18 protein-coding genes are annotated in these 21,308 nt (G+C 55.6%); 10 read left to right on the top strand and 8 right to left on the bottom strand.

Annotated features, from left to right (window positions below; genetic code table 11):
* The first annotated feature begins 191 nt into the window (after nucleotides 1-191).
* A complete protein-coding gene (locus JMJ04_RS42365) occupies nucleotides 192-1,136 on the top strand; it encodes a DUF1464 family protein (RefSeq protein ID WP_201376430.1) in 945 nt (314 codons plus the stop codon).
* Here the strand turns inward: JMJ04_RS42365 and JMJ04_RS42360 are convergent.
* The gene (locus JMJ04_RS42360; RefSeq protein WP_201376429.1) at nucleotides 1,068-2,312 is read right to left on the bottom strand and encodes a YihY/virulence factor BrkB family protein; all 1,245 of its coding nucleotides are present in this window, start codon (nucleotides 2,310-2,312) and stop codon (nucleotides 1,068-1,070) included. The two genes, JMJ04_RS42365 and JMJ04_RS42360, sit on opposite strands and share 69 nt — an antisense overlap.
* Before the next feature lie 289 nt (nucleotides 2,313-2,601).
* On the opposite strand from JMJ04_RS42360, the gene JMJ04_RS42355 reads away from it, so the two are divergent.
* Nucleotides 2,602-2,883 (top strand): J domain-containing protein, encoded by a 282-nt coding sequence (locus tag JMJ04_RS42355; RefSeq protein WP_007923439.1) that lies wholly within the window; start codon nucleotides 2,602-2,604, stop codon nucleotides 2,881-2,883.
* A gap of 15 nt (nucleotides 2,884-2,898) precedes the next feature.
* Here the strand turns inward: JMJ04_RS42355 and JMJ04_RS42350 are convergent, their stop codons facing one another.
* Nucleotides 2,899-3,645, bottom strand: a complete 747-nt coding sequence (locus tag JMJ04_RS42350; protein WP_201376428.1) for a zinc ribbon domain-containing protein — start codon at nucleotides 3,643-3,645, stop codon at nucleotides 2,899-2,901.
* 304 nt (nucleotides 3,646-3,949) lie between these two features.
* On the opposite strand from JMJ04_RS42350, the gene JMJ04_RS42345 reads away from it, so the two are divergent.
* Together JMJ04_RS42345 and JMJ04_RS42340 are read left to right on the top strand one after the other, a co-directional pair.
* A complete protein-coding gene (locus JMJ04_RS42345; RefSeq protein WP_236039094.1) occupies nucleotides 3,950-6,043 on the top strand; it encodes a DNA gyrase/topoisomerase IV subunit B in 2,094 nt (697 codons plus the stop codon).
* Between the two features lie 3 nt (nucleotides 6,044-6,046).
* On the top strand, nucleotides 6,047-8,569 hold the full coding sequence (locus JMJ04_RS42340; protein ID WP_201376427.1) for a DNA gyrase/topoisomerase IV subunit A: 2,523 nt from the start codon (nucleotides 6,047-6,049) through the stop codon (nucleotides 8,567-8,569).
* Nucleotides 8,570-8,657: 88 nt separating this feature from the next.
* Here the strand turns inward: JMJ04_RS42340 and JMJ04_RS42335 are convergent, their stop codons facing one another.
* The 3 genes from JMJ04_RS42335 to JMJ04_RS42325 form a co-directional block, all read right to left on the bottom strand.
* Nucleotides 8,658-9,011 carry a DUF4342 domain-containing protein gene (locus tag JMJ04_RS42335; RefSeq protein WP_007923430.1) on the bottom strand — a complete coding sequence of 118 codons (354 nt, stop codon included), beginning with the start codon at nucleotides 9,009-9,011 and terminating at the stop codon, nucleotides 8,658-8,660.
* 219 nt (nucleotides 9,012-9,230) lie between these two features.
* On the bottom strand, nucleotides 9,231-10,460 hold the full coding sequence (locus JMJ04_RS42330) for a WD40/YVTN/BNR-like repeat-containing protein (protein WP_201376426.1): 1,230 nt from the start codon (nucleotides 10,458-10,460) through the stop codon (nucleotides 9,231-9,233).
* A 48-nt stretch (nucleotides 10,461-10,508) separates the two neighbouring features.
* A complete protein-coding gene (locus JMJ04_RS42325; protein WP_201376425.1) occupies nucleotides 10,509-12,725 on the bottom strand; it encodes a S53 family peptidase in 2,217 nt (738 codons plus the stop codon).
* 332 nt (nucleotides 12,726-13,057) lie between these two features.
* On the opposite strand from JMJ04_RS42325, the gene JMJ04_RS42320 reads away from it, so the two are divergent.
* The 4 genes from JMJ04_RS42320 to JMJ04_RS42305 all read left to right on the top strand — a co-directional run bounded on the left by JMJ04_RS42320 (nucleotide 13,058) and on the right by JMJ04_RS42305 (nucleotide 15,701).
* Complete coding sequence (locus JMJ04_RS42320; protein WP_201376424.1) at nucleotides 13,058-13,300, top strand: S1C family serine protease; 243 nt, start codon at nucleotides 13,058-13,060, stop codon at nucleotides 13,298-13,300.
* 35 nt (nucleotides 13,301-13,335) lie between these two features.
* Entirely contained in the window at nucleotides 13,336-14,022 is a 687-nt protein-coding gene (locus JMJ04_RS42315) for a S1C family serine protease (protein ID WP_201376423.1), read from the top strand.
* Nucleotides 14,023-14,268: 246 nt separating this feature from the next.
* Nucleotides 14,269-14,574 (top strand): hypothetical protein, encoded by a 306-nt coding sequence (locus tag JMJ04_RS42310; RefSeq protein WP_201376422.1) that lies wholly within the window; start codon nucleotides 14,269-14,271, stop codon nucleotides 14,572-14,574.
* A gap of 122 nt (nucleotides 14,575-14,696) precedes the next feature.
* Nucleotides 14,697-15,701, top strand: coding sequence for an NAD(P)H-dependent flavin oxidoreductase (locus tag JMJ04_RS42305; protein WP_201376421.1), 1,005 nt, complete (start codon nucleotides 14,697-14,699; stop codon nucleotides 15,699-15,701).
* Nucleotides 15,702-15,823: 122 nt separating this feature from the next.
* On the opposite strand, the gene JMJ04_RS42300 is transcribed toward JMJ04_RS42305, so the two are convergent.
* Nucleotides 15,824-17,284 (bottom strand): acetate--CoA ligase family protein, encoded by a 1,461-nt coding sequence (locus JMJ04_RS42300; protein WP_201376420.1) that lies wholly within the window; start codon nucleotides 17,282-17,284, stop codon nucleotides 15,824-15,826.
* Nucleotides 17,281-18,261, bottom strand: coding sequence for a PAC2 family protein (locus JMJ04_RS42295; protein WP_201376419.1), 981 nt, complete (start codon nucleotides 18,259-18,261; stop codon nucleotides 17,281-17,283). The genes JMJ04_RS42300 and JMJ04_RS42295 overlap by 4 nt, the downstream gene beginning before the upstream one ends.
* 196 nt (nucleotides 18,262-18,457) lie before the next feature.
* On the opposite strand from JMJ04_RS42295, the gene JMJ04_RS42290 reads away from it, so the two are divergent.
* The gene (locus JMJ04_RS42290) at nucleotides 18,458-19,408 is read left to right on the top strand and encodes an RluA family pseudouridine synthase (RefSeq protein WP_201376418.1); all 951 of its coding nucleotides are present in this window, start codon (nucleotides 18,458-18,460) and stop codon (nucleotides 19,406-19,408) included.
* A gap of 80 nt (nucleotides 19,409-19,488) precedes the next feature.
* Nucleotides 19,489-20,046, top strand: a complete 558-nt coding sequence (locus tag JMJ04_RS42285; protein WP_201376417.1) for a hypothetical protein — start codon at nucleotides 19,489-19,491, stop codon at nucleotides 20,044-20,046.
* A 142-nt stretch (nucleotides 20,047-20,188) separates the two neighbouring features.
* On the opposite strand, the gene JMJ04_RS42280 is transcribed toward JMJ04_RS42285, so the two are convergent.
* Nucleotides 20,189-21,283 carry a DUF4349 domain-containing protein gene (locus JMJ04_RS42280; protein WP_201376416.1) on the bottom strand — a complete coding sequence of 365 codons (1,095 nt, stop codon included), beginning with the start codon at nucleotides 21,281-21,283 and terminating at the stop codon, nucleotides 20,189-20,191.
* Between the last annotated feature and the right edge of the window lie 25 nt (nucleotides 21,284-21,308).

Below are 21,308 nucleotides of genomic sequence, written 5' to 3'. Positions count from 1 at the left end.
ATTTTTACTACACTCTGTCACTAGAACCAGGAGTTCATGGACGGCATTGGGTAAACGAGGCATCTCATCTAATTGAGTGAAAGTGTAACAGATTCTTACAGGTTACGTCAAGGAAAACGAAGGAATACAGTATTGGACGCGCTGTGTGTTTCAATATGTTGTGTCCATACATGGGAGATAAATTGAAGAGCATGAATATAAGCCTGGGTCTTGAGTATCGCCATGGTGAGTGGCGTCTTTGCGTGTTGGAGCAGGGAACGCCCATCGAGTATAGGTCCTTCGCCACGGGCGAACTGCTCGCCGAGCATATATCGCGTCTCTGTGCCTGCTATCCCGAGCCGGCTCTGGCCCTGGCATCTCAACTGGAAACGGGCCTGCGCCCTTTAGCTACGTTTGATCCAGGGACACAGGTCCCGCTTTCGCTCTGTACCGCAGTTAGCGCTGAGGAGCTTGATGAACTACAACGCTTTCTCGTCTCGTTAAGCGCCTACAATAACCACAGCCACTGCCTGCCGAGTGTGCGTTATTTGCCGAGCGTGCCGGCTTTTCGCAAGCGTTATCGCTCCCAGATGGGGGGATCTGATCGCCTCAGTGTGACGGCGACCTTGCTCTACCGTATGCGCCAGCGCGAGGCGGTCTGGCCAGAGATGCGCTTCCTCTTGCTTGACATGAGTAGTATAGCGCGTCATATTACGGTGATCTATGATGGGCGCATCATCGATGATTACGGCGAGAAGCCACTCACCTATTTCTCGCCTGAGCAGGCAGAGAGCGAGGAATTAGCCATGGCGCTGGAAGAGGATCTACGCCAGGACCTCGCGGCGCTTATAGCTATCCACCACATTGAAGATATCGTGTTGCTGGATCGAGGCTATATGCCTGTGGGATCAACAGCCACGGTGCCGCTGGTAAACGAAAAGATGCTCGCTCGCCTCGGGGACCTCTACCAGGTCTATGTTTTTCCCCGTGAGGCAAGCGAGCCTGAAGGTTTCGAGTGTGCGCTAGGAACCGCGCTTCTCGCCGATGGTCTGGATGGACAGGGACTCGCGGCCGAGATTACTGAGCACCTAATGTCTCTGGCGCAGGCGGAACCATTCGAGCAAGACCGCGACGAGGGAGCCAGCGGCCACCTGTAGGACCATGCCCTTTTTGCTTGGTTTGGCGGCAGGGGCTTTTCCGGCTGAACCGTGTTGCAGGTAACCTGGCGTCTGGTGGATTTTCTCCTGGTTGCGGCGCTGGTTCTGCTCCTCCTGGTTCCGCGCTTCTGCGACATGCTGGCGGTCGGCAAGCTCGGTAGCTTTGATATTTACAATTGCCTCAGCTTCTTTCTCTGGAATATCCTTATTGAGCTTGCCCGCCATGGTGCTGACAAACGTTACCAGGTTGTTGGGGAGAGGGCGTACGCCTTCGCTAAAGAAGGCATTGATCTCGCCACCAATCATCAGGATCGTGGCGAAGTAGTAGAAAAAGATCAAGGAAATGATCGCGAAGCCCACCTGGCCGGTATAGTTGCCCAGGCCAAAACGCGCATAGATTGGGAAGAGTGCCAGGAAAAGAGCCAGGGCAATCGACGAGCCAAGCGCGCCCTTCCAGCTATTCTTCCAGCTGATTTGCTGATTGGGGACAATAACGTAAATGGCCTCGAAGAGCATAAAACCTACCAGGACGCTACCGCCAAAACCTGCCAGGTACGAGAGCACAGGGTTTGCGGCGATGGTTGATACAAAGGGAATGCTCTTCAATGCCGGGTTATTTTGCAGTAATCCGAGTATAAGGGTGGGGAGCGACGAGGCAAAGACCATGATGGGAACGAGAAAGACAAAGATCAGCACCATGCCTATGGCGACCAGGCGCTGGCGTATCATAGGGCGTGGCCGTACGCGGTAGACGATATCCAGGCAGTTCTCTATGGTCACAAACAGGTTGGAGCCGTTGAAAAGTGCCAGCACTACGGCGATAATTGTCAACCAACCGGCGTTTTTCTGCAGTTGCGTAATCGCCAGGCTGAGCGCAGCCTTGTTGGACCCTGCGATTGGGAAGAAGCTCGTTGCCTGGTTAATAAGTTGCTGTGTATCGGTGACACCACCCAGGGCAAACCCCAGGATGGCGATCAAGGCAATGGCGATAGGCACTATCGACATCAGAATGTTATAGGCCAGCAGGCCCGCCAGGCCCGACGACCAGTCGTTATTAAATTTGTTCAGGAATTCGCGGAAGGTCTTGCCGCCCGCTTCTGCCCCGTGGAGGAGGTGCTGTGTCGCGCTCTTTTTCTTGTGCGCCTCACTCTCCATATTGCTTATGCCGCTTGCCATAATTGCATCTCCCGTTGGATACTATACAGTGCTCGATCTGCTATCCGCATTTTCTGAAAGATAAAGGAAAAGCAAGAAAAAGGACCTTATCTTCTGTATATCAGTCACGGTTGAGCATAGTGTAGCGTTTCATTTCTAGCGCTGTTTCGGGTATAGTATTGGAGAGAAGGCAGGCAGAAAACCTATAGCGGTATGTAGTAGCATGAAGCTGTGTATTATATACGGGCATAATATGTAGACGCGTGCTTTAGTAGCGTCGGGCAGGAGCTTACTGTAGATTGAGAGGACAATGAGTACACGACCACCAAAATCGCTGGGCGCCTTACTATGGCAGATGCTGCGCCTGAGTATGAAAGCGCTCTGGGAGAGCAATTCAAATCCAGCCCGTGTGCTCATGCAGCGCCAGCAGGCCCTGGCGGTGCTGGGCCTGCCTGCGAACGCGACTCCTCAACAAATTAAACAGCGCTATCGCCTGCTGGCCAAGCGATACCACCCGGACCGGGGAGGCGATCCCCAGCAGATGCAGCGTATCATCGCGGCCTATCATACTTTGATGCGCGAGCAGAAATAGGAGGGACGGGCGCGCCTAGAAGAGGGGCGCGCCACAGCGATTACAGAAGCGCTTCCCCGGTCGACAGCGATTACCACACTGCTCACAATAGATCGGCTGCCCACTGGCTGCTGGCGCCTGATTTTGGCTGACAACGGGGGGCGCGGATGGTGGCGCAGGCGGTGTGGGCATAGTTTGGTGCTGGGGCGCAGGCGGGGCGACGTTCTGTATTGGTTGCCTGGGATAGTTTGGATTCGCTGTAGGTTGGCTCTGACCCGCTAGCTGCGCGTCGGGATCTGGCTTCTGTGTGCTCTGAATCGTATCATTGATGGTTTTCGCGGCCTTGACGGCCATTCCACCCAGCGTCGTGGCGATCTTAATGCCCTTAGCGATGTCATCCATATCCTTTTTCATGCGTTGCATCGAGGGCAGGGATGGCGAGTCTGAGACCTTCGAGAACAGGTTCTTCCCCAACTGGATGCCATCCTCTTGCGGCGTCAACTGCCCTTGCTCCTGGTTCCCATCGTCAAAGCGTAGGGTCAGTAGCGAGCCCTGCTGATAAAAATTTCCCTCACGCCTGATCTCAGCGGCGGGCGCCGTGGCGTTGGTCTGCTCGCCCTTGATGAAGGACTGGGCCATATGGGCCAGGCGACTGCGATCCTGGACAATCAAGACGAAGCGCCCATTCGCTTGGAGAACAAGGCGGTCAATGAGGGAGGTAAAGTAGTCTAGACCGACCCCTGAGCGATGCTGACACTCATACTGACCTGTAATTGGCTTCATGATAATTCGCGCCCTTTCCCGGTGAAATTCTATCCTTGCTGTCTTATACTACGAAAATGAGGCCAGGATAGTTGAGTATATCACAGCCGTTTGTGCTACCCACAGTTGCCAAATTGGTGTCTCTATTCTAACATGTGCATGCGCTAATCTTGCGCCCTGGCATGATTACCAGATATGCTAAGAACAAAAAGAATTTGACTAATAGAACTTTTGATCCAAAATTGCTAGAGATTATCTTGACTTTCCATGTTTAAGGCTGTATGCTGATTAGGCAATAAACGCATTGAAAGAGGTATAGGGTTAGATGTCTCGTTCCCCAAAAGCACTCCCTCCCATGCAGAATGAGTCAGACCTTCAGCAACAGGAGTTCTCATTCTTAGCGACGCGGAGTATAGACGAAGATAGAGAAGAAAAACAACAGATACAGAGCGTTGAGTCGAAGGCGCCTAGAGCCCGGAAGGAGGCAGTATACTCCTCTGCCGATATCCAGGTGCTCGAGGGTATCTCCGCCATTCGACATCGCCCGGGAATGTATATTGGCTCAACATCTACCTCTGGACTGGTGCATCTGATTTGGGAGGCGCTTGACAATGCTGTTGATGAGGCTGTAGCTGGCTATGGCAAGCAGATCTGGGTAACGATAGATCGGGAGGGCTGGGTCACGGTACGTGACGAAGCACGAGGTATGCCCTTTGACCTTATGCTTTACCAGGGGGATTACCTGCCCGCGGCAACGGTTATCCTGACAGTACCTCATTCAGGCGGCAAATTCGCTGAAGGTGCCTACAAGACTGCAGGTGGTCTGCATGGTGTTGGCTCGACCGTCATCAATGCCCTTTCAGAGAAGCTAGAATTGACCATCTGGAAGGATGGACAGTGTTTTACCCAGTCGTTTAGTCGTGGTACCGCGCTGCCACACCACATTGAGCCTTGTGACCCAAAATTACACGGTACCCAGCTGCGCTGGGCGTATGACCGCACCATCTTTGATCCCGATGTCTACTACTCTCTTGAAGCCATCGATAGCCGTTTGAAGGCCTCTGCCTATCTCAATCGCGGTGTGACTTTCCATCTTGAGGCCTGGGATGAGAGCCTCAACGAGCAGGTGCGGCGCGTGTACTATTCGCGTGAGGGTCTGCCAGACTATGTGCGTGATCTCTCCTCTGGGACGAATACCCCCATGTTTAAGCATGTGCTTGGCATCGCCAAAGAGAAGGACGATGTCTCGGTCGAGGTTGCGCTCCAGCCTACCACAGGGTATAAAACCGCGCTCTATAGCTATGCCAACGCCGTGCGTACGCGCGATGGTGGCGTGCATGAAAGCGGGTTTAAGGCCGCCTTAACCAAGGTCATCAATGACTATGCCATCAAGCTGAGCGTGATCAAGAATCGCGAACGTGATGGCTTTAAACCAGAGGTGATTCAACAGGGCCTAAACATCGTGATCTCGGTCAAGCTGACCAACCCCCAGTTCCAGGGCCAGACCAAGGATCGCCTGAACAATGCTCCCATTGAAGGCATCGTTCGTTCAGTCGTTGACGAGGGGTTGAAGGACTGGTTTGAGAAGAATAGCGTGGCCGGGAAAGAGTGGCTGAAGAAAATTCAGCAGATGCAGAAGGCGCGCAATGAGGCTCAGTTGGTGGAGGAGCTGGCGCGGGCGGGCACTAAGAAGAACAATGAGATGATCGACACCTCGCTCTCAAAGAAGTTCCTGCGTTGCAATACTAGTGATGCTTCGCGCGCGGAACTCTTTATCGTCGAGGGCGATTCGGCGGGTGGTAGCGCCGGTCAGGGGCGTTTCTCCGAGTTCCAGGCCGTCTTAAAGCTCAAGGGCAAACCCCTGAACGTGGCCAAGGCCGATTTGAAGAGTATCGTCGAGAACGAAGAGATTCGCACGATCATCAATGTGCTGGGAACTGGCACACGCGATGTATTTGATATTAGCCGTCTCAAATTTAACCGGGTTATTATCGCGACCGATGCGGACGTCGATGGCCTGCATATCCAATGCCTCCTGTTGACGCTTTTCCACCAGGAGTTTAGCGATCTGATTGAGCAAGGGCATGTGTATATTGCCTGTCCCCCCCTGTTCTCCGTCAAGTATAAGGGCAAGGTGCATTGGCTGCTCAATGACGAGGCGCGTGAGCGCTTTGTACGTACCCATGCCGACGCGCAGAACCTGGAGTTCAAGCGCTTCAAAGGTCTGGGCGAGATGAACCCGAAGGAACTGCGCGATACCACCTTTGACCCGGCACGGCGTACGCTCAAGCGGGTAACAATGGAGGATGGCGTCCTGGCGGCGAAGCTGGTGACTGAGCTGATGGAGGATAAAAACGCGGAACGCCGTCGCGTTTTCCTGGCGGAACACTCGCGTAAGATCAAGGAACTGGACGTGTAAACGATGGCTAGTGTAAGTGAAAATACAGAGAAAACCGTAGAAACGGGTATCATACAGGAAGATTTCTCCGTGATCATGGCCCAGGCCTTTGCGACCTACGGCCTCTCCGTGGTCACGGATCGCGCCCTCCCAGATGCGCGCGATGGCCTCAAACCGGTGCAGCGCCGCATCCTGGCGGGTATGCGCGAGGCACGTTATCTTGCCAGCCGCCCTACGGTCAAGAGCGCCGAGGTCGTGGGCCTGATCCTGGGTAATTATCATCCACACGGCGATACCTCGGTCTATGATGCGGCAGTCCGCATGGCCCAGCCCTTTACTATGCGCTATCCGCTGATCGAGGGGCAGGGCAACATGGGCAGCGAGGATGGCGATGCCCCGGCGGCTTATCGCTATACCGAGATGCGCCTCTCGCCGCTCGCGGAGGCCTTGATGGCCGATATGGAGCGCGAGACGGTTCCCCTGCATCCAACCTATAAGCAGGATCCCAAGGTGCAGGAGCCTGACTATCTACCTGGACGCATTCCGCCTGTCGTCAATCCCTCCAGCGGTATCGCAGTTGGCCTCTCAACCAACATTCCGCCCCATAACCTGGGCGAGGTGCTACGAGCCTGTATCGCCCTGCTGGACCGTCCCGATATGACCGTCGATGAGCTGATGGGCTATATTCCAGGGCCTGACTTTAGCCAGGGTGGCCATATCATCGGCACCGAGGGCATTCGCGATTATTTCACCACTGGCAAGGGACGTATCATTGTGCGGGCGGAGGTGCGCCTGGAGGAGACGCCGCGCAGCCGCGCGCTCGTCGTTACTCAGATCCCCCCGACTGGTCGCGACAAGGTCAAGGCTTCCATTATCAAGGCCTTTAACGCGCGCAAGCTCGAAGGACTGATGGCCGATCTGCGCGACGAGACCGACACCGAGAAGGGGACGCGTATCGTGCTGGAACTGCGCAAAGACGTGGACGCAGCCCAGACCCTGGAGCAGCTCTATCGCGAAACTGATCTCCAGATCGCGATCTCCTTCCAGATGGTCTTTCTCTTTGGCTCACCCATGCAGGCCGCACGCCAGCCCAAACAGACTGGGATGCTGGAACTGCTCAACTACTGGAACGCGCACCAGCTCGACTTGCTCACGCGCCGGGCACAGTACGACCTGCGCAAGGCCCGTGAGCGCCTGCATGTCATTGAGGGCCTGATTACCGGTGCCGCGCACGCGGAAGAGATCGTGAAGATCTTCCAGCAGTCAGAAGATCGGACAAGCGCCCGTAGAGCCATTGAAGAGCGCTACTCCCTGACGGAGATCCAATCGGATGTCATCGCCTCAATGACTTTATCACAGGTCACTAAACTGGATAGCGGCAAATACCAGCGCGAGCGCGATGAGTTGCAGCGGCGCATCGAGGAACTTGAGAATCTGCTCACGAATCGGCGCGCCCTGATCTCCCTCTTGAAGAAGGAGATGCAGCAGCTCATGCGCCAGTTTGCGGATGAGCGCCGCACCTATATTGATGTCGAGGGGCAGCCCCACGCGCCCATCACTCATGTGGCCAGCCTGCACGAGCGTGAGCCGCTGACCGTCGCCTTTGCCTCTCCAGGGACGTTGAAGGCGCTTGCGCCCGATACCTTCAAGCCCAAGCAGAAAAATGGTGTGCTTGCGTATACCCCTGTCCGTGGCGATGAGCAGTTGCGCCAGGTGGTCGCCACCACCACGCAGGACTACCTGCTATGTATGTCCTCGACCGGGCGTGTCTTCCAGATCGGTAGCCATCGCCTACCCCTGGTGACGCGTTCCGCCAAGGGCGAGGCCATCCGCGATCTGCTGGAGCTGGCGCCAGGTGAAGAGATCGTGGCGGTTGTGCCCATCGATGCCTATGACGAGGATCGCTACCTGGTCACCTTTAGCCGCCTGGGCAAGGTCAAGAAGTCGCCACTTAGCGAGTACAAAACGGTCGATATCGATGGCGCGCAAGATATGAAGCTGGCCGAGGGCGATAGCGTCGTCACGGCGCTGCTCTCACGTGGACAGGGCGAGTACTTTGTCACTACCGATTATGCGCAGACGCTGCGTTTTAGCGACGAGGCCTTGCGTGCTCAGGGTCGTGTTGGCCAGGGTGTCGCGGCCATCGCCCTCGCCAAGGGAGGTGGCGTCGTTGTAAGCGCCTCTTATTATGAGCCTCAAGGAACCGTCGTCGACGAGACCACGGGCGAAGTCCTGCCAGAGCTGAATAGCCTGCTGGTCGTAACCGAGCAGGGCACGCTCAAGAAGGTACCTGTTAGCCAGTATCCCCAGAAGGGACGTGCAACTGGTGGTGTGGTCACTACCGAGATCGGCGACAAAGATCGCGTCCTGCTCAGCATGCTGGTAAATGAACAGGATCACCTGCTGCTCGGCTGGACGGGACGCAGTGGAGAGAAAGGCGAGCATGCCCTGGTCCTTCCTGTCAGCGAGGTCAAGGCCTTCCCGCGCGTCAAGCAGGGCGTCGAGGTCGTCAATGGGCGCATCCTTACCGTAGTCAAGCTAGGGTAGTTTTATAGTGTAGAGAAAAAAGTGTGAGAGCTGGTTCGGGCATTGGCCCGAACCAGCTCTCACACTTTTTTCTCTACACTAATTGGGTTTAGAGGGCAGGGGGAACGTCGTCGCGAATCTCTTCCACCTTGCGCTCGATATAGTCGGCGGGGCTATCGGTGCGCACGACTTCGATGGAGCACTGCGTCAACAGCGCGCCCAGGACGCCGACCGCTGCCAGGGCTGGCGCGAGGAGAACGCCCGCGACGCCAATGGTCAGAGGAAGTTCCAGAATGGAGTTGCCATCCTGCTTAATGATAATACGGCGAACATTACCCTCATGGATAAGCTCTTTTACCTTGGCCAGTAACTGCTCGCCAACGACCTGGAGCTCTTCAACACCATAAGATTTCTGCTCAATATTGCTGCGATCAGTATAGCCTTCACGTGGATCTTGTGCCATTGTTATTACACTCCTTTTTGCATATGCTGCATAAGTATGTTTTTATGTGCTCATCTATTCTGCTGTGTGCTCATCTTGACTGTGACCGTTCTCTCACAGCCTCACCTATAATACGCAGCACATGGTTGAAAGGTTGAATAATTTGGGAACAAATAAGGGTGTGGTGCTGGATCCGCTAAGCCGGTCCAGCACCACACCCTTTATCTCACATCAAGAAGGCTAGTCGGCAACTGGCTGCAGAGCATGCCAGTTATGACCGCCGTTGTTGGTCTGGAAAAGATTCCAGTTATTCTGCTTATCCTTGATCCAGACCCAACCCGTTTGGGGCGTGAGGAAGGTCAAGCCACCCAACACCTGCCAATCGGCGTCAGCCTTGAGTAGCCCGCTTGGGTGGATGATATCCCAGGAGCGACCACCAGTGCTGGTGTGATGAAGGACGAATTGGCCCTGACCATCAAAGCCAAAGCTCCAGCCCTCTCGGGCATTGAGGAAACTAAAGTTTGTGAATTCCGTGTACCAGGTCGCGGGCGAAGAAGGTCCCAGCAGCCAGGTCTTGCCTCCATCCTGCGTCTGATAGGCGGTGAGATGCGACATACCGTTGCCAGAGCTTGTGTCATATTTCACAAAAAGCGTGCCAGTATACTTGTCCTGCCAGAATGGCCCATACCCTTGCGTAAAATAAACGCTATTGCCCCCTTTGATTGGCGCAATGTTGTCTTTACTCCAGGTCTTGCCGCCATCATGGGTGCTATAGAGATAGACCTCGCCTGAGAGCCAGATGCCCGTTACCCAGCCCTGTTGGGGGGTGGCAAACGTAAAATGGATCGACTGGCCGTATGGACGAACCAGGCTCGCCGGATTATCAACGGTATTCAATAAGGTCTCCCAGGTTTTACCGCCGTTACTGGTGCGCAATAGTGCTATCTCGGACGATCCTGGATGGGAACCCTGAGCGCTGAACGCGAGCCAGCCATGTTGGGAGTCCAGAAAGTTAATCTGATAGAAGTAGTACGGCCCACCAGGGGTCGAAAGGGTAAAGGATGTTGTTTGCCAGGTCTGACCGCTATCCTGAGTGCTAAGAAGAATCTGTGTTTGATCTTGTAGGGCTCCAATATAGCCATGCCTGGCATCCGGGAAGAATGAAGTTGTGACGAACATATTCGTCGCTTTGAACTGTGATGGCGTCACGTCGCGCCAGTGTTCGGGTCCCTGATGCGTTGCATAGATATGGGTATGACTCTCATCGAATGCCCAGCCGTGTTGTTGGTCAATCATGGTCAGCCCCGCAAGCTGGATCTGGTGTGTTGCCGTCGGTGCCGCCTGCGCGTTAGCGATGGAAGGCGCTAGAAATGCTCCGATCATCAGACACACTGCCAGCAATGCTATGCAGGAAAAGCGTGCTTGCCAGGCTGTAATTCTCCATCTGGAGCCTGTGAACAGAGGTCGCATACCGTAAACTCCTTTGAATGTTCTTCTATCCATGGTTTGCCTCTATTTTCAAGAATGGGTAGCCGTCAACGCCACATCATCAACGAAGAAGGCCGTCGCTGTCGATGATGTCGTGGTCCCGTGGAAGTCGACCTCAACGCGTTTACCGGCATACCTGGCAAGCGCCTGCGTGACGTCAAAGGTATATTGATTCCAGCCCGAGGCCTGCGTGTTGCACAACTTCTGAGAGGTGGTAATGGTGGTCCCATTGCTCGTGCGCAGGCGTGTGGTGAGGGCGTCGGTGCAGTTGCGTCCTGTGGCCTGGCTGCTGACATAGACCCAGTAGCTTAGCACAACTTTAGCGGTGTTGGCGGGGAGGGTCACAGTTTGCCCGATGCTATCGTTACACGTTGCGTAGCCACAGAGATCGGCGCTCGTATCCCCCGCATGGGCTTGTGTCGTATCGACGATCTCATACGCGCCAGAAGCATGTTCTGTCCACGATTGTGATCCATTGTCAAAGCCTGGATTCTGTAACAACTGCGTCGAGCCATGATCTCCGCCTGGTGCCAGAGTGAGCAGATCTCGCGCGATGTTCCAGGCATCAGGGGTGCCTATACCAGACGCGTTATCATAGCCTGAAGTGGCCTGGTAGTACAGGTTATTACCCGACGTAATATCGTGGTAGGCGCTGTAGGTCTGAGGAGTGTTGTAGAGGGCGTATAAACTGGCGCTGGCCCCACCGAGACCAGGCTTACCCTGCTTAGAGAGGTATTCGTTCACATCGGTGGCGAGGGCCGCCCACAAGGGCGCCGCGGCACTTGTACCACCAACAACTCCCCACCCCTGAGCGCAGATAGTGTCCGTAGTGGTGCAGTAGATTGAATAGCCAGTCTGTGGATCGGCATCTGCCGATACATCGGGCGTCTCGCGGTTGAGATTTGTAAGATTGGGGCCTGCCTGGTAGGCTGGACGTGTAAAGTGAGCACTGATGCCGCCGCCGCCGCCTTCGCCGTAGGTCTGATTGCTCCATGCTGACTCGCTGCCGTAGGTCCCATTGCTTTGAAGCTGTAAATTGGTGCCGCCAACGCCCACCACATATGGGTCATCAGAGGGCGAGTCAACAGCCAGGGTTGAGCCATCGCGACAATCGTAGGCACCAGAATCACCGGATGCAGAAAAGAAAGCCTGCCCCTGGGCTGCACCCTGCGCGAAGATATTGTCTAGTGTTGTCAGTTCCGCGTCACCAGAGTTCAGCTCACATATGCCCCAGCTAATACTGACGACTTTGGCAAGGTTATCGGTCACGATTTTGTTGTATGTATCATTCACACCAGGAACGGTATTGGGACCGATATACACCTTCTGCGTGGCATCGGGCGCTAGCGCTGAGAGAACCTCCATATCCAGCTCGACCTCTACGGCTCCATCGCCAGGGGTATTGGTCGCGTCATCCACAAGCACATTCGAGTACTTGGGAGCGCCGAGATGATAGTAGTCGAGGTAGGTCGAAACATCGGAGGGATTATAGCCATCGAGCTCAAAAAGAGCCGTCGTCTGACCAGCGCCGGTGCCGCCATTGTTCATTAGTTCATTCATATCATAGGCGGTCCGCAACTCCGTCGGCGTGTAGCCTTTTCCTGGGCCAGTCGCTTGCCTGGATTGTTGCTTTATGGCTGCATGGTGATAGAGAACGAGATTATCCAATCCTTCAATATTCAGAATCGTGTTACTTAGCGTATCAGGAATGGTCGGGTCAGAAGCGGGAGCATAGACCACGCGTCCGTTGACCTGGTAGTCGTTGAGCGTGACGCCAAAGGCCTTTTCAACCGTTGCTACTGATCCGGCCGCATTCACCAGCATATTGTTTGTGGCTACCGAAGTAACCGTTAATCCCTGCCCCTTCAAGTAGGAGACGACGCTCTCCACCGTCGCCGGCGTTGGACCAAATTCGGCTGTAAACTGCTGGGGCGTCAGGTAGTGGTGATAAGAAGGTGACTTCGGATCGTTCTGGGCCGCGATCAGCGCGTCCAGGCCAGCGCGATTGCGAAGATTGAGGCTGATCGAGAGCTGTAGCTGTTTCTGTTTGCTAGTTTCTTGTGTGGATTTATAGCGTTTGAGCGTCGTAATCGCGCGACTAGGTAGTGTATGACGTCCAGTCTGTGACGCCGCAGAAACGGGATTACTATGATAGATAAACATCGATGTAAGCGTCGCCAGTAGGACAGCACATCCCATCAGGCGAGCGAGAAATGGCGACATCTTGCGCCGCAAACTTTTTCTCACAAATCCTCCGGAGTAATGGAACGACAAAACATACAGTTGTCTTGTCAGGCACAGTTCACATACCGTCAAAAGAAAAGAAACTTACTTTTTCTTTTCTACTAGGGATAACGCAACCAACCAGCCAATAATCGCGCCCATAGGAGATTTGGTATTCTCTGGGGAGTGGCGCGATCAAAATAGGTAACACCTATCGATCGCGCCACTCCCCAGAGACCACCTATCCCTTGATACTCCGGTCTCAGCAGTTGTGATATAATACCTATCAAGTTTATTGAGTTGTAGCCTCGCACATACGTAGCATGATCGGGTTCCACGAGAAAGCACGATGTGATATGAGTACGTTTGAAAAAGATGCCCTGGCGCTAGATGCCTATTCGCACGCGGTCACGACGGCGGCTGAGCGGGTTGGACCTGCGGTTGTACGTATCGATGTCGAGCATGCCACGCGCCGCTCTCGCTCCTATGGCTATCCGCCAGAGTTGCGGGGAGGAATCGGCTCGGGCTTCATTTTTGCTTCTGATGGACAAATTTTAACCAATGCCCATGTCGTCGAGGGGCGCGCCATATCAAGGTAACCCTGGCGGATGGGCGAACCTTCGATGCAGGCCTGATGGGAAGTGATCCCGCTGTCGATGTCGCGGTTCTGCGTATCGGAGCTGAGCGCTTGCCAGTGGCCGAGCTTGGCCATTCGCCCCTACGGGTTGGTCAGCTGGTGATTGCAGTGGGCAATCCCTACGGCTTAAACTGGACGGTTACCGCGGGCGTGGTCAGCGCCCTGGGACGTACCTTGCAGGCTCCAGGCACTCCCAAGATGACCAACCTGATTCAGACAGATACCTCCATCAATCCCGGCAATTCTGGAGGTCCCCTGGTAGACAGCCTGGGGCACGTGGTTGGGATTACGACGGCTATGATGCCGATGGCCCAGGGCCTGGGCTTCTCGGTTCCGCTGGATACAGTCAAGAGTGTAGTGGCAAAGATCGCCACCCAGCGCTCCGCCAGGCCAGAGGGTGTCTCGCTCGGCGTGGGCGGCATGCGTGTCACGCTTGAGGAATCGCTGCGCCAGCGTTTACAGCTCCAGCAGCGCTGGGGCATGGAGATTCTTGAGCTTCGCTCCCAGAGCCCGGCGGACCAGGCTCAGCTCAAGCGCCTGGACGTTATTTTCTCAGCCGATGAGGAGCCTGTAACCGAGCCTCGGGACTTGCAGCGTATCGTGCGAACCCACAAAGCTGGCGAAAAGGTCACCATTGGATTTCTGCGTGGAGGAACACAGCGGAAAGTGACAGTGGTTTTGTAGGATTGGTATGGGAAAGAGACGTTGATAGGCTTGTAGAGCGCCAGCTTTATTGAATGTGACGCGAAAAGTTACGCTTTTCTGACAAAATCATTACGAAATGCCTCCATTGAAGAGAAATGGAGGCATTTCTTTTTTTAGCGCCTTGTGTAGTACGCGTCTAGGTAATTGAAAGTGCGAACAACCACGCAAGTGGAGTAGTAAAAGACTGGTATGTTCAGGCAGACACAAAAAAGGGACGGTGTAACTATGCAAGCAATGGTCGGTTTGATCGCTCTAATCTTCTTCGTTGCCCTTGTCGTAGGCGGTGTGTTTGTAAATGTGTTCCTGTATACCAGAGGCGTGGTCAGTTCGCGCAGCCGCATGGGCGAACTTGCCACGGTGACCCTGAGCCAGGAGGCTAGCACCGAGGCCGAAGACCTCTTCTATCTGGGTATTGGAATGCATGACGAGACCATGAATAATTATATGCGTAAAACTTTGGTCGCTTTTGGCGCAGCCATCCTGGTGGTAAGTCTGCTTGGGGCGGCGGCCTTCAACCTGGTCATGCACTAAGCAAGCTTTACAGAACATGAAGAGGGCGTCAATTGAAACAACGGCCTGGAATGTGATACAACATTCCAGGCACGTTTTATTTCTGCATCTAATTTGGTAAAAAGAAAGTGAGTACGCCAGCGATGTCGTTACTTCCAGAACGTATACAAACGCGTTTTACCGAACTGGTGGGTATTCGTTATCCTATTGTGCAAGGAGGGCTGGCCCATCTCTCCTTTGCCGAGCTTGCGGCAGCGGTCTCCAATGCGGGCGGGCTGGGGCAGATTGGTTGCGCCTGTTTTAAAACTCCTGATGAATTGCGTGCGAATATTCAGCAGGCGAAGCGTTTGACGGAGCAGCCCTTCGGGGTCAATTTTCCTATCGGTCACATTCCCCTGGGTGAGTTTCTGGATGTCACCCTTGAGGAAGGTCCGGCCGTCATTAGCATCACGGGCGGCAATCCCGAGCCACTCTTAAAGCATATTCAGCAGAGCGGCGTCCCCGTGAAGACGATGGTATTAGTCGCGGGGGTACGTGCGGCGCGCAAGGCCGAAGCTCTGGGCGCGGATGCCGTCATCGCCGTAGGCTTTGAGGGCGGTGGTCACCTGGGACGTGACGATATCGGAACAATGGTGCTCACGCCACGCGTGGTGGACGCGGTCAGCATCCCCGTGCTGGCCAGCGGAGGCATCGCCGATGGACGAGGGCTTGTCGCGGCCCTGGCCCTGGGCGCGGAAGGCATTGAACTGGGGACGCGTTTTGTCGCGGTACAGGAGAGTAATGCCCATCCCGCCTACCAGCAGGCGCTGGTCGAGGCGCAAGAGACGGATACCGTGGTGGTTGAGCGCGCCATCGGACGCCCGGCGCGTGTGCTAAAAGGGAAGGCCGCCGAGCAGATCCTCGCGCTTGAAGCCGAGATGGAGCAGGAGCAGCTTGCGCCGCCGGAGCGCCTGGCTCGCCTGCTTCCCTACATCCAGGGGCGGGTAAACACGCGCGCCTCCCTGGAAGGCGAGCTTGATGAAGGCTTCGTCTGGGGTGGCCAGGTCGCGGGCCTGATACAGGATATCCCCTCGACCCAGGAGCTCATCGAGCGTATCGTCAGAGAAGCCACCACCATAGGCCGCGGCTTCTCTGAGAAATTCTTATAGTCGTATTTGACCTTGATTGCCAGGTGAGCCAACTCGCGAAGTGGGTCACCAAGCTGGTAGGAACCTCCACGATCGATCGTGGAGGTTCCTACCATAGGAAAAGCGCATCACCCGCTATTGTATTATCGAATGGATGCTTGTGAGGCTGGAGCTGTGCTCTCCTGTTTGGCTAGGAACTGGCCGACTTCGGAGAGGGCGGCCATGGCGCGACAGGTGATCTCGACCGATTCGTAGTAGGGGACGCCCTCTTCGCGCAGGATGCGCAGCGCGGGGATATCGTGGCGTGCATAGATGGTCTGAACCAGTATGGGTTTGCCATACTGGCGTACGAGGTCGCCAAGGGCGCGGGCCGCGGCCTCTTCGCGTGGGCCAAAGTCCTCTGAGAGGAGCCAGCGGTAGCCACCGAAGAGTCCCGTAATGATCACGCCATCGACATCGGGATCTTTGACACAGACCTCGGCCAGGTGGGCGAAGGAGAGGGGATCCTCATCGGCGGCGCCCGCGACGTCTACGGGATTCGTCGAGGTCGCACGGCTGGGCATAAGCGCGCGGAGGGCCGCCTGTGTCTCGGCTTTGAGGGCGGGAACCTCCAGGCCGGCGCGAATTACGGCGTCGCCAGAGGCGACCGAGCTGCCGCCGCCATCGCCAATGATCGCGATGCGTCGACCGCCCTGAGGGGTTGTTGGCTGGAGCGCGAGGGCCTGGGCCACGGGGAAGAGCTCGTCTGAGCGTAGGACGCGTACGACGCCGCTGGCGAAGAGGCTGGTATCGCTATCTGGGCGAACGCGAGCCTGGGAGCCAGTATGGGCCAGAGAGGCGCGCACACCCACCTCTGTCGCGCCGCTGAGCAGGATCACGGCAGGTTTGTAATGGCCACGTGCATGCATATCTCTGGTGACTTGGCGCAGGGTCTCCTCTTCGATGGACTCAACATAGCCAGCGATCACACTGGTCTCTGGATCATCGGCCAGGTACTGCATGCATTCCGGGAAGGAGACATCGACGGAGTTGCCGACACTCAAGAAGGTGGTAAAGCCGCAGCCATCCAGGTGCGCCTGGGCGTAGAAATACATGCCCAGGTTGCCGCTCTGCGAGACCAGGCCGATGGGGCCTTCGGGAAGCGGGAAGACCATTCCCAACGCGTTGAGTTTGGAGCGACGCACATAGAGACCCATGCAGTTGCTGCCGATGATACGAATGCCATGCTCGCGGCAGCGGGCCACAAGGTCTTGCTCCAGGGCGCGTCCCTCAGGACCCGTCTCGCTAAAGCCAGCGGTGATCAGGACAATACCTTTCACGCCTTTAGCGATACAATCCTCAATGGAACTGGGAACGTGTGGGAACGAGGTCGCAATCACAGCCAGGTCTACCTGTCCGGGGACATCACGCAGGCTGGGATAGGTGGGGCGTCCCAGGATCTCGGACACGGTCGGGTTGATGAGGTAGACCTCACCAGCAAATCCCCCTTCGATCAACTGGCGCGCGGCGACATGCCCCCACTTCTGGGGGGAACGCGAGGCGCCCAGAATCGCGACTGAGCGTGGTTGCAATACCTCTTCGAGGCTATGAAGCTCTTTATTCATTCTACATCTTTCTCGTCATCATCAGAGTGATAGGGAAGGCCCTGATGCTCCCGTTCCATCCGTAACATGGCCTCAATATTCTCGATCAAAACATCTGCGCTTGGCAGAGGGGTTGACTGCTCTTCGCGGTGGGAATCCGTCTCATCCTCGTCTTCCTCCTCCAGTTCAATTTCAATCTCGATCTCGTTCTCTAGCTCATCCAACTGCTCTTCGAGCTGGCGAATGTACTCGCCGGCCTCTGGATTGCGCGCAACCATGGCATCAATGCGGGAACTAAAGCGCCTGGCTTCAGCCTGGATCTCATCGAGGTCCAGGTCTAGAGATAAGTAGCCGTTGAGCGTGGTGAGTAGGGCAGACGAGACCATGATATTGGGGGTAGTCGCCAGGTAGTGGGGAGCAGCGGCCCAGAACATCGTGGTCGGTATTTGTGCCTGGTGGCAGACTTCATGGAGCACGCTGAGAATCCCGGTGGGACCCTCATATCCAGAGGTAGGGAGCGTCATCTCTTCCAGGCGTGAAAGTGTTGCGGGATCGTACGAAGCCCCCGTGATGGGGACCGCGAGCGAGTGGGGGACATCTGAGAGCATCGACCCAAACAAGATCACCTCAGAGGCGCGAAAGTTCCTACAGACCTTTAAGAAGCTCTGCGCAAAGGTATTCCATTTGAGTTGTGGCTCGGTCCCCAGAAATAGGATAATATCGCGCTCTAGATCGGGTGCGCTATAGGCCAGGAATTCATTGTTGGGCCACACAATCACGCGTTTATCGTCGTCGGTAATCTTGACTGTTGGCCGCGTTTCTGTAAAGATGAAGAAGTCTTCGCTATCTATCTCGGCAATTTTCTCGGATGACCAGCGGTCAGCGAGATATTGAATGGCATGCGTCGCCGACTCTGCGGCATCGTTCCAGCCCCGGAACGCGGCGATTACCAGGGGATCTCGTAGGGTTGGCTGGGCATGATAGTGCAACTGTGACATTCAAAAAACCTCTCTACCTGCCTGTGTAAATGCTCCTTAAGCAAATATTTGTTATCATTCTACCATTCTTGCGGCTTGTGGCAAATATGGTAGTAGAGATATGCCACCTCTTTTTTGTGCGAGGGAAAAATTTTATGTGCTGCGTCCTGCGGGTGAGCCTGATAGGACCATTGTCCAGTCGAAAGGATTATTGACGTTGGCGACTTCAATCCCTATACTGCCTAACATGGAAGAGATGGGCATTACTATTCTTTATCAAGACCATTATCTCCTGATCGTCAATAAACCGGCAGGCATGGTCATTCACCCCACTTACAAGCATACTGATGGGGGTACGATGTGGGATGCTCTGCTGCGTCACCTGGCAGCGCAGGAGCCCGAGCAGTGGAATCCACCAGAACTCGCGGACGATCCCGCCTGGGCGCGTGCCCCTCTGGAGATTCAGAATATGCTGCGCGAGCGGCGGCGTGCCCAATTCCTGCAAGAAGAAGGCCTGCTCCCACACCCCTGCCTGGTGCATCGCCTGGACAAAGATACCTCGGGCGTGGTGGCCCTGGCACGCACGGAGAGTTCGCGCACGCATCTGGTTCATCAATTTCATGATCATACCATAGTCAAAAGCTACCTGGCGGTCGTCGAGCCAGGCTCGCCAGATTGGACACGGCCACGCGCTCCCCTGAGTGTCGCTTTCCCTCACAATGGACAGGTGCTCGCACACTTCCCTACCTCTTTCATTCAGGAGCTTGCGCCCGATACTGAGTTTCTGATTGATGGCCCCCTTTGGCGCGACCCCGATGATCGCCGGCGCTGTGTCGTAATTGAGGGCGGACAGGAGGCGCGTACCCAGGTACGTGTGCTGGCGCATGAGGCGTCGCGCTCGCTGCTCGAAGTCCGACCCGTGACGGGTCGCACGCACCAGATCCGGGCGCACCTGGCGGCCTTAGGCCAGGCTATCGTGGGTGATCCGGTATATCGCGAACCCCAGCCCTCCGATCTCGTGCTTGGTCGCCAGTTTCTGCACGCGCGCAGTCTGATGCTACGCCATTATGTCGATAATCGTGTCATGACCTTTACCGCCCCCTTAACGGCGGACCTGCTGACCTGGTTAGAACGCTATTTTCCGTCTGCCCAGCCTCGTGTTGTATAGTGAAGGATACGCAGCTACCTGGCTTGCTGACAAGAATGAGCGTGGGTCCACTGATGTGCTCGCGCAAAAGAGGATAAGATATGACAGCTTCAACACCATATCCCGTGAATAGTGGCTCGCTTGCCGGAGCGAGTGAACAGGAAAAGAAGAAACGCCTCGACGCGATGGTGGCGCTCTGGCAGAGCGATACCCAGCGTCGCCTCGCGCGCGATGGATATACTCCCTTCGTCTCCGCCATGGGCCTGGATGAGTATCGCTACTCGGTCTGGCTGCGCTTCCCTGAGTGGGAGCGCTCGGTGGTCGTTGGACAGGTTGTGACCCTGCGACCCGCCGAGGGGAGCAAGGAGCCCCAGCCCGCGCTTTTTAGCGCCTGGCGCCAGGACCCCTTGCTCAAAAGCATGCCAGATTGGAAGCAGCACCTCCCTAAAGAGACGGTCTTCAACCTCAATGTCAGGATCACGCCGGGTTCCCTGGGCGAGGGCAGCAAGTGGGCGATCATCATGCCACGCGACATGGTAGCGCGTTACCGGCCCGGCTGGCCGACACAGCAGGAATGGGTCGCCTGGACGCGCTCCTTCGACTGGCTCTCAGTAAGCGTCGGCTTTATCCGTACGATGCTAGATACCCTGGAGCAATGAGCGTCAGAGAAATCTCCTCCATCCTCGGGGCACACGGCCTGGCAGCTGTCGAGATTTAGGTGAAGAGGTCTGAAAAAGTAGCCGCGTACGCCAGTAGCGGACCCGCTACTGGCGTACGCGGCTACTTTTTCTTGCCCGGAGGCTAGCTGATGGGTAGCTCCTCTTCGTTGGCTACGGGCTGAGCTTCTTCTTCCGCCTGTTCGCCAGGCTCCACATGAGCAACTGGTTCTTCCTCTTTAGGGTGTACTGTCTCTGGTACAGGTTGCTGCGTGTGTACTGTCGCTGCTGGCGGTGGCGTAGAGAGTCTTTGTGGTCTGTAGTTCGTCACCTGTCTGCCCCTGCGCCAGCGCCTGTAGAGCCAGATGAGGATTAGAGTCGGGATAATATAGATGCTGAAGGCCAGCAGCCAGATGAGGATCGAGACCAGGAATTGGAAGAAGTGGAGCGAGGCCTGGAAGGCATCGTGCGCGATTTGACCGGCGTTCCAACTATTGCCGCTGGGGGCCGTAGGTGTAGCGGAGCCATCTCCTGGCGGTTGAAGCGTGATCGAAATGGGATAGAAGGTGGTCTGGTCGCTCAGAGCATTGAGGTGTCCTTCTGCCTGTTCGATCTGCCCCTCGACATCCGACAACTGCGAATTAATGCTCAAGACATCCGACATTGATTGGGCATTCTTCATCAAATCCTGTAGGCGCTGCTGCTCGACGCGCAGATTCTTGAGGCGTGACTGCGTATCAATGTAGTCATTGGTGGCGTTCTGCACCGACTCATTGAGGCTAAGCAGGCGCCCGTTGTGCTTGGCAGGATAGTCTACCAGGTAGCGCTGAATCTGGGTATAGTCGCTGGCCTGCACGGAGAAGGTAATGGTAATCGTATACGTATCTCCGTTCAGTTGGTATTGCATACCCGAAGAGAAGGCGCGTGTATCAGTGCTCGTGATCCAGTTTTGTAGATCATTGGCGGTACTGTTTGTGTCTTTGGCCTCCATGGTGACATTCAGTTGCTTAATGAGGTACTGTGGTGTGTAGTTTGTTGGCGCATTGGATGTAGAAGACCCACTTGCATTGCTGGAGCTGGCCTGCTTGGAAGTATTATAGCTTGCTGTGCTACCAGTATTGCTGCTGGCTGTGCCGCCGCTCGTGCTCGCGCCTCCACAGCCTACAAGGAAAATGGTCAACAATAAGCAGAGCAGGCCCCCCAATTTTAGGCCTCGTAGCTGGTTTCCCCGGCCCTTCATGATTGCGGCTCCTTTTTTAGACATA

Origin of the sequence: Ktedonobacter robiniae (assembly GCF_016587375.1) — a bacterium.
GTDB classification, from domain to species: Bacteria; Chloroflexota; Ktedonobacteria; order Ktedonobacterales; family Ktedonobacteraceae; genus Ktedonobacter; species Ktedonobacter robiniae.
Note: the sequence above shows the minus strand (reverse complement) of the source record. Positions and strands in the feature narration are given on the sequence as shown.